Consider the following 11,575-nt stretch of genomic DNA (forward strand, 5'->3'; position numbering starts at 1 on the left):
CTTCACCCACCGTCTTCGCCTGCCGGGGTGCCTCCTGCCCGCCCGCACCCCGCGCCCCGCACGCCGTGTGTCACTTCTGGTACACCGCCCGGCCCGCCGGGGTTCCCACTCCCGGCCCGCCTACTTCCGCCGCTCCAGCGACCGCGCGATCTCCACCGCGCGCGCCTTCGACGCCACGCCCTCCAGACGGAGGGTCACCTCGCCCCCGCGCATCCAGAGCAGCGTGGGTCCCGCCGTCCGCTCCGAGCGGGTGAAGCGGTCGCCGGACGCGGCGATCAGCCAGAAGCTGATCAGATGCGGCCGGGGGAACCACAACGCCGGATCACCGAAGCCCGCGCTCCCGCTCCCGTCCCGGCTCCCGTCCCCGCCCAGCGACACCCACTCCGGCGGCTCCCGCACCGTCTTGGCGAAGCCGATGTCGAGGCCGGCCGGATACTCGTCCAGCCGGATCGTGTGTCCGTGCTCGCGCCAGCACAGAGTCATCAGGAACCGCACCCTCGGCTCCCGTGTCACCGTCACCGCGTCCGGCACCCCGAGGGCGCCGGGCACGGCCGGCGCGAACCGCGCCCGTCGGCCCGCTTCGGCCAAGGTGAGCGACGGGCCGCAGCCCGGCACCTCGGCCCCTGGCGACGGCACCGCCGACGGGTCGTACCGCACCTCGACACCGCCGAAGCCGAACCAGTCGACGACCGCGGCGCGCACCGGAGGCGTGAGCACGAGCACCGTCAGCAGACCGCACAGGCCCGCGGCCAGCACCCGCCCCCTGAGCCGCACCCAGCGGCGGACCGCGCGGACACGCTCACCGGGCCCCGGCCGGACGGTCACCGGGACCGGGATCCGCTCGGCGAGTATCCGCTGCAGGACCCGCTCGGCCATCGACTCGTCCCCGGCCCCGCCCGGCCCGTCCAGCGACCGCCCGAGCGCGCGCAACTCCGCCGCGAGTCGCGGGGCGTCCTCGCGAGCGGCCCGCTCCCCGTCGCCGGAGCGTCCCGAGCCCTGTTCCCCGTACGGCTCAGCCATGCGCGTCACCCCCTTCCCGGGGCTCGCCCGGCGTGAGGGCCGGGAGCAGTCGGCCGAGCTTGCGCAGGGCGCGGTTCAAGCGGGACTTCACGGTGCCCCGGGGCCAGCCCAGGGCCTGCGCCGTCTCCGGTTCGTCCATCTCGAGGAGATAGCGGTAGGTCACGACGAGCCGGTGCTCCTCGCTCAGCTGGTCGAGGGCCGCCAGCAGGGCCGCCCGGCGCTCCGCCCCGAGCACGGCCGCCGCCGGGTCCACCGATTCCGGTATCAGCGGGTCCGCTTCGGTGAACGCCGCCTCGCGGCCGGCCAGGGTCCGCTGCCGTGCCGCCGTGCGCACTGTGTTCCTCGTCTCATTGGCCACGATCGAGAGCAGCCACGGCTTGAACGCCGAGCCGTCCCGGAAGCGCCCCAGCGCGTAGTACGCCTTGAGGAAGGCCTGCTGCACCACGTCCTCCGCGTCCGCACCCGCCCCGAGCGCCCGGGCCGCCCTGATCGCGATGCCCGTGTGGGCGCGGACCAGCTCCGCGTACGCCTCCGGCTCCCCGGCGCGTACGCGTGCGATCACCACGGCCTCGTCGACGACGATGCGGCCCCCCTCCCGCGTCCTCACACTCTTGCTACACCGCCGAAGGCCGATCGGTTCCCACCCGTGCCGCCTCCGTTTCGCGCCAGTTCCGGACCGGGCGCCGACACCTGAGAGAATGGTGGGCATGGCCTCTGATCGTCCCCGCGTGCTCTCCGGAATCCAGCCCACGGCAGGCTCGTTCCACCTCGGCAACTACCTCGGCGCCGTGCGCCAGTGGGTGGCCCTGCAGGAGTCCCACGACGCGTTCTACATGGTCGTCGACCTGCACGCGATCACCGTTCCGCAGGAGCCGGCGGACCTGCGCGCCAACACCCGGCTCGCCACCGCCCAGCTGCTGGCCGCGGGCCTCGACCCGGAGCGCTGCACGCTCTTCGTCCAGAGTCATGTCCCCGAGCACGCCCAGCTCGCCTGGATCATGAACTGCCTCACCGGTTTCGGCGAGGCCTCCCGCATGACCCAGTTCAAGGACAAGTCCGCCAAGCAGGGCTCCGACCGCGCCTCGGTCGGCCTCTTCACGTACCCGGTCCTTCAGGTCGCGGACATCCTGCTGTACCAGGCCAACGAGGTCCCGGTGGGTGAGGACCAGCGTCAGCACATCGAGCTGACCCGCGATCTCGCCGAGCGCTTCAACGGCCGCTTCGGGGAGACCTTCACGGTCCCGAAGCCGTACATCCTCAAGGAGACGGCGAAGATCTTCGATCTTCAGGACCCGTCGATCAAGATGAGCAAGTCGGCCTCCACACCCAAGGGCCTCATCAACCTCCTCGACGACCCCAAGGCGACCGCCAAGAAGGTCAAGAGCGCGGTCACCGACACGGACACCGTCATCAGGTACGACACCGAGCTGAAGCCGGGTGTCAGCAATCTGCTGACCATCTACTCGACGCTCACCACGACCGGTGTCGCGGAACTCGAGGAGAAGTACGCGGGCAAGGGCTACGGTGCGCTGAAGACGGACCTCGCCGAGGTCATGGTCGATTTCGTGACGCCGTTCCGGGAGCGCACCCAGCAGTATCTGGACGACCCGGAGACGCTCGACTCGATCCTGGCCAAGGGGGCCGAGAAGGCCCGCGCGGTGGCCGGGGAGACGCTCGCGCAGGCGTACGACCGGGTGGGTTTCCTGCCCGCGAAGCACTGAGAGCGCCCGCGCGACACCGTTCGACAGTCCGTACGAGACGAGAGCAACACCGGTACGACGGCCGGTATCGGGCCGTATCGCCGTACAGTCGATAGCCGAGCCGGTAGTCGTTCCTGCGCGCGGGAACACCGGACATCGACACAACGACATGACAGGAGACGACGTGGGGACCGTAACGATCGGAGTGTCGATCGCGGTCCCGGAGCCTCACGGCAGCCTGCTCCAGGAGCGGCGCGCGGGCTTCGGTGACCCCGCGGCTTGTGGCATTCCCACACACGTCACCCTGCTGCCTCCGACGGAGGTGGACGCCTCGGCGCTGCCGTCGGTCGAGACGCACCTCCTGGAGGTCGCGGCCGCCGGGCGCCCCTTCCCGATGCGACTGGGCGGCACGGGCACCTTCCGGCCGCTGTCGCCCGTCGTCTACGTCCGGGTCGTCGAGGGCGCCGAGGCCTGCACCTGGCTGCAGAAGCAGGTCAGGGACGCGTCGGGGCCGGTGGCCCGCGAACTCCACTTCCCGTACCACCCGCACGTCACCGTGGCGCACGCCATCGACGACGCGGCCATGGACCGGGCCTACGAGGAACTCGCCGGGTACGAGGCCCAGTGGCCCTGCACCGGCTTCGCCCTCTACGAGCAGGGCACCGACGGCGTCTGGCGCAAACTGCGCGAGTACGCGTTCGGCGGCGCCGTCGTCCCGCCGCAGGCCTGCGCGCCCGCGGACCAGGACACCACGACGCTGCCGGCCCGCTAGGCCGTGTCCGGCGCGCCCGCCCGCTGATCGCCCGCGTGCGGGGGACCCGGTTCGGGCGGGGTGCGGCCGGACCCGGTCAGATCGGCAGCCGCCGGAACACCGCCCGCGGCAGGTGCCGCAGCACCGACATCACCAGACGCAGCGCCCCCGGCACCCACACCGTCTCCGAGCGCCGGCGCAGCCCCACCTCGATGGCCGTCGCGACCGCCTCCGGGGTGGTGGACAGGGGGACGTCGTCGAGGCCGGCCGTCATCTTCGTGCGGACGAAGCCGGGGCGTACGACCATCACATGGACGCCGGTGCCGTAGAGCGCGTCGCCCAGGCCCTGGGTGAAGGCGTCCAGGCCCGCCTTGCTGGACCCGTAGATGAAGTTGGAGCGGCGGGCCCGCTCGCCCGCGACCGAGGAGAGCACCACCAGCGAGCCGTGCCCCTGCGTCTGGAGGGACCGCGCGCACACCAGTCCCGCGGACACCGCGCCCGTGTAGTTGGTCTGCGCGATCCGTGCCGCGGCCAGCGGCTCCCGCTCGTCGCGCGCCTGGTCGCCGAGGACCCCGAAGGCGAGCAGCACCATGTCGAGGTCGCCCTCGGCGAAGACCTTGCCGAGCACCGCCTCGTGGGACTCGCAGTCGAGTGCGTCGAAGGCGACGGTACGGACGTCCGCGCCGAGTCCGCGCAGGTGCTCGGCGTCCTGCTCCAGGGCCGCCGAGGGGCGTCCCGCGAGCCACACCGTGTGGGTGCGGCGCGCGATCAGACGGCGTGCGGTGGCGAGCGCGATCTCGGACGTGCCGCCGAGGATCAGCAGGGACTGGGGGGCACCGAAAGCGTCCTTCATGTCAGCTCCTAGAGGGTGGGGGCGTGGGCGACGTGCCGTTGCTCAGAGTCCGAGCCGGCGGGACAGGTCCGAGGTGAACACGCCGCCGGGGTCCAACTCGGCGCGCAGCCGCCGGAACTCGGCCAGCCGCGGGTACATCGGGCCGAGCAGCTCGGGCCGCAGCCGTGCGTCCTTGGCGAGGTAGACGCGCCCGTCCGCCCCGGCCACCTCCTCGTCCAGCCCGTCGAGAAAGGTGCCGAGGCCGGGCAGGTCGGCCGGGATGTCCAGCGCGAGGGTCCAGCCGGGGATCGGGAAGGACAGCCAGCCGGGGTCGGCCGTTCCGAAGCGCTTGAGGACGGCGAGGAAGGAGGGGCAGCCGCGCTCCGAGACGCGCCGTACGATCCGGCGCAGGGTCTCCTCCCGGCCGTGTCCGACGACGAACTGGTACTGCACGAAGCCGGCGCGCCCGTAGATCCGGTTCCAGTGCGGCACCCCGTCGAGGGGGTGGAAGAAGGCCGGGATCGTCTGCAGTTCACCGGTGCGCGCGCGGGGCGCCCTGCGGTACCAGAGTTCGTTGAAGAGGCCGACCGTGGTCCGGCCGAGCAGTCCCCGCGGCACGAAGGCGGGCGCGGCCGGAAACCGGCCGGGGCGGAACGCGAGGGGCTGCCTGCGCGCGCGGGCGGGCAGGGCGTCGAGCGGTGCGTGCTCGCCCCGCGTCAGCACCGCGCGTCCCGTCGACCGGCCGCGCGCGAGCAGGTCGATCCAGGCGACCGAGTAGCGGTAGCGGTGGTCGGCGGCGGTGAGGCGGGCCATCAGATCGTCCAGGTCCGTCGCGCGTTCGGTGTCGACGGACATCAGCGAGGTCTCCACGGGCAGGAGCCGGACGGTCGCCGACAGGATCACGCCGGTCAGGCCCATGCCGCCGGTGGTGGCGTCGAAGAGGGCGCTGCCGCGGTCCACGGTGCGGATCCCGCCGTCCGCGGTCAGCAGTTCGAAGGAGAGCACATGGCGGGAGAACGAGCCCGAGCCGTGGTGGTTCTTGCCGTGGATGTCCGCGCCGATCGCCCCGCCGACCGTCACATAGCGGGTGCCGGGTGTGACCGGCACGAACCAGCCGAGCGGGAGCAGGACCTCCATCAGCCGGTGGAGGCTCACCCCGGCGTCGCACAGCACGGTGCCGCAGACGGCGTCGACGGTGTGGACGCGGTCCAGGCCCGTCATGTCGAGCACGGCCCCGCCCGCGTTCTGCGCCGCGTCGCCGTACGCCCGGCCGAGCCCCCGCGCGATGCCGCCGCGCGCCCCGCACATCCGGACCGCGGCCGCCGCCTCCGCGTGGCTGCGCGGGCGTAGGAGGCGCGCGGCGGTGGGGGCGGTGCGGCCCCAGCCCGTCACGGTGACGGGCTCGGCCGAGACGGGGACGGATACGCGCCGAGGAGCGGGAGCGGGGCCGGGGCCGGTGTCGGAGCCGGCGTCGGAGGCGGTGTCGGCAGGCATGACCGTGACCGTATCGCCGAAAAAGGTGCATAACACCCCGCTCTCACGGGTGCCAACCGCTCCTCACCGAAATGGGTGATTAATGAGATGTCATCACAGATTGCCGTAATTCTGTGGTTCCTCTCTAGAAGAGTGGGATCACATGGACCACCTTGACGACATGGACCGCCGACTGCTGTCGGCATTCCAGGCGTGCGGCACGGATCCACGGGTGGCGGCGGTCGCGCGCGCCCTGTCCTGGAGCGGGGAGCACGCGACGCTGTGGCCGGCGGCCGGGCTCACGGGGGCGGCCGTCGACCGGGGGCGGCGCGGCGCGTGGATGCGCGGCACCGCGCTCACCGGTACGTCCCACCTCGCCGGCATGGTCCTGAAGCGGATCGTGCGCCGTCCGCGCCCCGCGCATCCGGCACCGCTGGTCCGTACGGCCGGGCGTCACTCGTTCCCCAGTTCGCACGCCACCTCGGCGACGGCCGCCGCGTTCGTCTTCGGACGGCCCGGCGCCAGGGTGGTGCCGCCGCTCGCCGCCGCCCTGTGCGTCTCGCGGCTGGTCGTCGGCGTCCACCACCCCTCCGACGTCGTCGCGGGCGTGGCCCTCGGAGCCCTGATGTCCTGGCTGGGCGTCCAGGGGACGGAGACCGGCCATGGCTGAGCGCACGGTGCTCCTGGAGCACCGCGGCACCCCGCCCTCACCCGCGCGCACCGGCAGCCTCGCGCTCGGCCTGCTGAGGACCGCCCGCCCTCGTCAGTGGGTGAAGAACCTGCTGGTGGCGGCGGCCCCGGCGGCCGCGGGTCAGCTCTTCTCCCGGCATGCGCTGACCCGACTCGCCCTCGTCTTCGTCCTGTTCACGGCCTGCGCCGCCGCCGTGTACCTGATCAACGACGCCCGGGACGCCGTCGCCGACCGCGCCCACCCGGTCAAACGCCACCGCCCGGTCGCCGCGGGCCAGGTCCCGGTCCGGGTCGCCTACACGGCCGGGGGCGTCCTCGCCGTCCTCGGCCCCGCCCTCGCCGCCTGGCTGTCCTCCCCGGTGACCGCGGCACTGCTGACCGCCTACCTCGGCATGCAACTCGCCTACTGCGTCAGCCTCAAGCACGTCCTGGTCGTGGACCTCGTCGTCGTGACGACCGGATTCCTGATGCGGGCGATGATCGGCGGCCTCGCCCTCGGCCTCCCGCTCTCGCGCTGGTTCCTGATCACCACGGGCTTCGGCGCGCTGTTCATGGTGTCGGCGAAACGGTACTCCGAGGCCGTCCAGATGGCCGGGAAGGCGGGGGTCACCCGCGCGCTGCTCACCGAGTACACCACCGGCTACCTGCGCTTCGTCTGGCAGCTCGCGGCCGGGGTCTCCGTCCTCGGCTACTGCCTGTGGGCCCTGGAGGACGGCGGCGTGCCCAGCACCGGTGTGCTGCCCTGGCGCCAGTTGTCGATGGTCGCCTTCATCCTGGCGGTCCTGCGGTACGCGGTCTTCGCCGACCGGGGCACCGCCGGCGAACCCGAGGACGTCGTCCTGCGCGACCGGCCGCTCGCCCTGATCGGCCTGGTGTGGCTCGCGATGTACGGTCTCGCGATCGTGAACCGGTGAGTCCCGCCCAGCGCACCGCGGCTCCCCGGCCGCTCACCCGGGAACTCCCCGGCTCCGCCGCGGTCGGCCTCCTCGCCTCGCCGCCGACCTCGGCCTCTTCCCCCGGCCACTGCGCCCTCGGGAGCACCTCGCGGCGCGCCGACACCGTCTCGGGCGCGGGGACCGGCACGGCGCTCGCCACTGTCCGGCGATTTCGGGGTACCCGGACATGGGTTTTCCGAGGCGAGGGCAGATTCGGATCATGGACTGGCTGAGCAGACTCCCGGGTGTGGGCCCTTTGGTCACGCGCCTCATGGCCACGCACGCATGGCGGTCGTACGAGCGGCTGGACCGGGTGAAGTGGACGCGGCTCGCCGCCGCGATGACCTTCGTCAGTTTCGTGGCGCTCTTCCCGCTGCTGACCGTCGCCGCCGCGGTCGGCGCCGCCACGCTCAGCGTCCCTCAGCAGAAACAGCTCCAGGACAAGATCGCCGAGCAGGTGCCGGGGATCTCCGACCAACTGGACATCAACACGCTGGTGCAGAACGCGGGCACGATCGGCGTCATCGCGGGCGCTGTTCTGCTGCTGACCGGCATCGGCTGGGTCGGCCAGATGCGGGACTGTCTGCGCGCGGTCTGGGAGCTTCCCGACAGCGAGGAGAACCCGCTGCTGCGCAAGCTCGTGGACGGTGGCGTCCTCGTCGGGCTCGGCGGCGCGGTGCTCGTCACCATCGGCGCCTCCGCCGCCGCCTCCACGACGGTCGGCTGGACCGCCCGGCTGTTCGACGTCGACCAGAACGGCTGGGGCGGGGGGCTGTTGCAGGCCGCCGCGTTCGCGGTCGCCGTGCTCGCCGACTTCCTGCTCCTGCTGTACCTGCTGACCCTGCTGCCGGGCGTCCAGCCGTCCCGCCGCCGGCTCGTCGTCGCCGCCCTCATCGGCGCCGCGGGCTTCGAACTGCTCAAGCTGCTGCTCAGCAGTTACATGAGGGGCATCGCGTCGAAGAGCATGTACGGCGCCTTCGGGGTGCCCGTCGCGCTGCTCCTGTGGATCAACTTCACCGCGAAACTGCTGCTGTTCTGCGCGTCCTGGACGGCGACGGAGCACGAGGACCCGGAGAGCGGGGACCTGGAGTCCGAGGACCCGGAGTCCGGGGACCCGGCACCCGGGGCCGCCCGGCGCGCCGGCCCCGGGTCCGGTGAGGTCAGCGGCGCCGGCGCAGCAGGTCCGGCAGCGGCCACCGGCGGTTGACCAGGAAGGCACTGGCGGCCACCACGAGGAGGAGGCCCCCGGCGACGGCCAGCGCGATCCCGGCTCCGCTCGAGCTGTCCTTGGCCCCCGCGGAGGCGGCCACCGGCGCCGTCGACCCCTTGCCCGCGCCGGACGCGGCGGACGAGGGGCCGCCCGACGGGTCCGAGCCCGCCTGCGTACTGGTGTCCGCGCTCCTCGGCGGTACCAGCTCACCCACCGGCGTGACCTTGTCCGCCGCCTTGAAGCCCCAGTCGAGCAGTTGCGCGGCCTCCCTGTAGACCTCGTTGTGCTCGTGCTTCTCCGGGTTCATCACGGTGACCAGCAGCACTTTGCCGTTCCGTTCGGCGACACCGGTGAAGGTCGCCCCCGCGTTGGTGGTGTTGCCGTTCTTCACGCCCGCGATGCCCTGGTACGTGGAGATGTCACTGTCGCCGGTCAGCAGCCGGTTGGTGTTCTGGATCTCGAAGGACTCACGGCTCGTCTTGCCCTTCTTGTCCTTCTTCGTCTCGCCGGGGAACTTCGCCCGCACCGTCGAGCAGTACTCCCGGAAGTCCTTCTTCTGCAGCCCGGAGCGGGCGAACAGCGTCAGGTCGTACGCAGAGGACACCTGGCCCTTCTGGTCGTAGCCGTCGGGGGTCACCACATGCGTGTCCAGGGCCTGCAGATCGTCGGCGTGCGTCTGCATCGCCTTGACCGTCTGCCCGACGCCGCCGTTCATGGCCGACAGCACGTGCACGGCGTCGTTGCCCGAGCGCAGGAACACCCCGAGCCACAGGTCGTGCACCGTGTAGGTCTCGTCCTCCTTTATCCCCACCAGGCTGGAGCCCGCGCCGATGTCGGCGAGGTCGGTGACGGCGACCTTGTGCCGTTCGGCCCGGGGGAACTTCGGCAGCAGCGTGTCGGCGAAGAGCATCTTCAGGGTGCTCGCCGGGGGCAGCCGCCAGTGCGCGTTGTGCGCGGCCAGGATCTCTCCGGACTCGGCGTCGGTGACGATCCAGGAGCGCGCGGTGACGTCCTTCGGCAGCACGGGGGCGCCGCTGCCCAGGTCGGCCTGGGTCCCGGGCAGGCCGAGCCGCGCGCCGCCGACCGTCGACATGTTCGCCGGGGGAGTGGCGCTCGGTGTCGGCGACGGCGAGGTTGACGGCTTGTCGGCGGCCAGGACCGGAGCGGCCGTCAGCGAAAGGGACAACAGGGTGGCGGATGTGACCAACAACGATCGCTTGATGGTCTTCTTGATGGCGGGCACGGTCGAGAAAGTACATGGCTCCGGCGGTGAAGTCCTCTCACCCTGCCCACCCCGGCGACGGGTGACGGCTGATGGCGGCGATACTGGACCCATGAAGCTCAGCCGCCCCGTCTCCTGGTTCCTGCTCGCCTTCGGGGTGTGGAGCTGGGTCATCTGGATCACTTTCGTCAAGAACCTGTGGAAGGACGGCAGCGGGCTCGCGTTCGACGACGCGGGGGATCCGACGGCGTACTTCTGGGTTCATCTGACGCTCGCCGTAGTCTCCTTTGTCTTGGGGACGGTCGTCGGGGCCATCGGGTTCCGCGGGCTGCGCGCCTTGCGACAGACCGCATAGCGACGGGGGACACGGGGTCGTGGTCATCGTCTTCCTGCTGGTGGGTCTGGCGGCCCTGACCGTGTTCGCGGGCCTGCACCGGTACCTCTGGCGCCGTCTGGTGCGCGAGACGACGACCGGTCCGGGGCTCGCGCGCCGCGCGGGCACCGTGGTCTTCGTCACCGGCCCCGTGCTGATGGTCGGCGCGGTCGCCGCGGAACGCGGGGGCGCGCCCTTCTGGCTCCAGCGGACGCTGGCCTGGCCCGGCTTCCTGTGGATGGCGCTGGCCCTCTACCTGTTGCTCGCGGTCGTGGCGGGGGAGGCCGTACGGCCCCTGGTGGCACGGCTCGTGCGGCGGCGGACCGCCGACGGGCCTGAGGCGTCGCGCGTCGCCGTGGGGGCGGCGACGGGACCCGCGGTACCTCCCCGCCCGGCCACGGAGCCGGTCGTGCGGGTCGCTCCGCGGGAAGCCGGTGCCGCCGCGTCGGCCGCCGCGCCCGGACAGCCCGGCGCCCCTTCGCGGGCGGCGACGGGCCCCGGACCCGCGGGCGGCGACGCGCCGGGACCGTCACGTCGGCTCTTCGTCTCACGGGCCGTCGGCGGGACCGCCGCCGCCGTCGCCGTGGGAACCGTCGGATACGGCACCTACGGCGTCCTGCGCGGGCCCCGCGTGAAGCGGGTGACCGTACCGCTGGCCAGACTCCCCCGGTCCGCGCACGGCTTCCGGATCGCCGTCGTCAGTGACATCCACCTCGGTCCTGTCCTCGGCCGGGACTTCTGCCGGCGCGTCGTCGACACGATCAACTCGACGCAGCCCGACCTGATCGCGGTGGTGGGGGACCTGGTCGACGGCAGCGTGAAGAACCTGGGACCGGCCGCCGCGCCGCTCGCCGGGCTGCGGGCACGGCACGGCTCGTACTTCGTCACCGGCAACCACGAGTACTACTCGGGCGCCGCGCAGTGGGTCGCGGAAGTACGCGAACTGGGTCTGCGTCCGCTGGAGAACGCGCGGACGGAACTGGCCGGATTCGACCTCGCCGGCGTCAACGACGTGGCGGGCGAGAGCGAGGGACAGGGCCCCGACTTCGGCAGGGCGCTGGGCGGCCGGGACACCGCGCGGGCCGTGGTGCTGCTCGCGCACCAGCCGGTGCAGATCCACGACGCCGTACGTCACGGTGTCGACCTCCAGCTCTCCGGCCACACCCACGGGGGCCAGCTCTGGCCCGGGAACTACGTCGCCGAACTCGCGAACCCCACCGTGGTGGGCCTCGAGCGGTACGGCGACACGCAGTTGTACGTCTCCCGGGGCGCGGGAGCCTGGGGGCCGCCGACCCGGGTGGGCGCGCCGTCGGACATCACCCTCGTGGAGCTGGCCTCCCGGCAGGCCTGAGCGACGGCTTCCCGGCCC

General features: G+C 72.5%; 12 protein-coding genes and 1 pseudogene. 8 read left to right on the forward strand and 5 right to left on the reverse strand.

Annotated elements, in window-relative coordinates:
- Positions 1-120: 120 nt before the first annotated feature.
- A complete protein-coding gene (locus ABZV34_RS14485) occupies positions 121-1,020 on the reverse strand; it encodes a hypothetical protein (protein WP_356275054.1) in 900 nt (299 codons plus the stop codon).
- On the reverse strand, positions 1,013-1,582 hold the full coding sequence (locus tag ABZV34_RS14490) for an RNA polymerase sigma factor (RefSeq protein WP_356275242.1): 570 nt from the start codon (positions 1,580-1,582) through the stop codon (positions 1,013-1,015). The genes ABZV34_RS14485 and ABZV34_RS14490 overlap by 8 nt, the downstream gene beginning before the upstream one ends.
- Positions 1,583-1,727: 145 nt before the next feature.
- Here ABZV34_RS14490 and trpS point away from each other — a divergent pair, with 145 nt between their 5' ends.
- Positions 1,728-2,741 (forward strand): tryptophan--tRNA ligase, encoded by a 1,014-nt coding sequence (gene trpS, locus ABZV34_RS14495; protein WP_356275057.1) that lies wholly within the window; start codon positions 1,728-1,730, stop codon positions 2,739-2,741.
- Positions 2,742-2,904: 163 nt separating this feature from the next.
- The gene (locus tag ABZV34_RS14500) at positions 2,905-3,492 is read left to right on the forward strand and encodes a 2'-5' RNA ligase family protein (RefSeq protein ID WP_356275060.1); all 588 of its coding nucleotides are present in this window, start codon (positions 2,905-2,907) and stop codon (positions 3,490-3,492) included.
- 76 nt (positions 3,493-3,568) lie between these two features.
- Here the strand turns inward: ABZV34_RS14500 and ABZV34_RS14505 are convergent, their stop codons facing one another.
- On the reverse strand, positions 3,569-4,324 hold the full coding sequence (locus tag ABZV34_RS14505; protein ID WP_356275063.1) for a decaprenylphospho-beta-D-erythro-pentofuranosid-2-ulose 2-reductase: 756 nt from the start codon (positions 4,322-4,324) through the stop codon (positions 3,569-3,571).
- Between the two features lie 42 nt (positions 4,325-4,366).
- Positions 4,367-5,797, reverse strand: a complete 1,431-nt coding sequence (locus tag ABZV34_RS14510) for an FAD-binding oxidoreductase (RefSeq protein ID WP_356275066.1) — start codon at positions 5,795-5,797, stop codon at positions 4,367-4,369.
- Between the two features lie 142 nt (positions 5,798-5,939).
- Between ABZV34_RS14510 and ABZV34_RS14515 the strand changes: the two genes are divergently transcribed.
- The 4 genes and pseudogenes from ABZV34_RS14515 to ABZV34_RS14530 all read left to right on the forward strand — a co-directional run bounded on the left by ABZV34_RS14515 (position 5,940) and on the right by ABZV34_RS14530 (position 8,608).
- Positions 5,940-6,446, forward strand: coding sequence for a phosphatase PAP2 family protein (locus ABZV34_RS14515; protein ID WP_356275069.1), 507 nt, complete (start codon positions 5,940-5,942; stop codon positions 6,444-6,446).
- Positions 6,439-7,380 carry a decaprenyl-phosphate phosphoribosyltransferase gene (locus tag ABZV34_RS14520; protein WP_356275071.1) on the forward strand — a complete coding sequence of 314 codons (942 nt, stop codon included), beginning with the start codon at positions 6,439-6,441 and terminating at the stop codon, positions 7,378-7,380. The genes ABZV34_RS14515 and ABZV34_RS14520 overlap by 8 nt, the downstream gene beginning before the upstream one ends.
- Positions 7,381-7,496: 116 nt before the next feature.
- Positions 7,497-7,634, forward strand: a pseudogene (locus ABZV34_RS14525) (GtrA family protein); the annotation flags it as partial.
- A complete protein-coding gene (locus ABZV34_RS14530; RefSeq protein WP_356275074.1) occupies positions 7,622-8,608 on the forward strand; it encodes a YihY/virulence factor BrkB family protein in 987 nt (328 codons plus the stop codon). The pseudogene ABZV34_RS14525 and the gene ABZV34_RS14530, both read left to right, overlap by 13 nt.
- Here the strand turns inward: ABZV34_RS14530 and ABZV34_RS14535 are convergent.
- Positions 8,562-9,854 (reverse strand): D-alanyl-D-alanine carboxypeptidase, encoded by a 1,293-nt coding sequence (locus tag ABZV34_RS14535; RefSeq protein WP_356275077.1) that lies wholly within the window; start codon positions 9,852-9,854, stop codon positions 8,562-8,564. The two genes, ABZV34_RS14530 and ABZV34_RS14535, sit on opposite strands and share 47 nt — an antisense overlap.
- Positions 9,855-9,945: 91 nt before the next feature.
- Here ABZV34_RS14535 and ABZV34_RS14540 point away from each other — a divergent pair, with 91 nt between their 5' ends.
- Both ABZV34_RS14540 and ABZV34_RS14545 read left to right on the forward strand, forming a co-directional pair.
- Positions 9,946-10,188 carry a hypothetical protein gene (locus ABZV34_RS14540; protein ID WP_356275080.1) on the forward strand — a complete coding sequence of 81 codons (243 nt, stop codon included), beginning with the start codon at positions 9,946-9,948 and terminating at the stop codon, positions 10,186-10,188.
- Positions 10,189-10,207: 19 nt separating this feature from the next.
- On the forward strand, positions 10,208-11,557 hold the full coding sequence (locus ABZV34_RS14545) for a metallophosphoesterase (RefSeq protein WP_356275083.1): 1,350 nt from the start codon (positions 10,208-10,210) through the stop codon (positions 11,555-11,557).
- Positions 11,558-11,575: the final 18 nt, after the last annotated feature.

It is taken from the genome of Streptomyces sp. NPDC005195 (assembly GCF_040608315.1).
Lineage (GTDB): Bacteria > Actinomycetota > Actinomycetes > Streptomycetales > Streptomycetaceae > Streptomyces > Streptomyces kaempferi.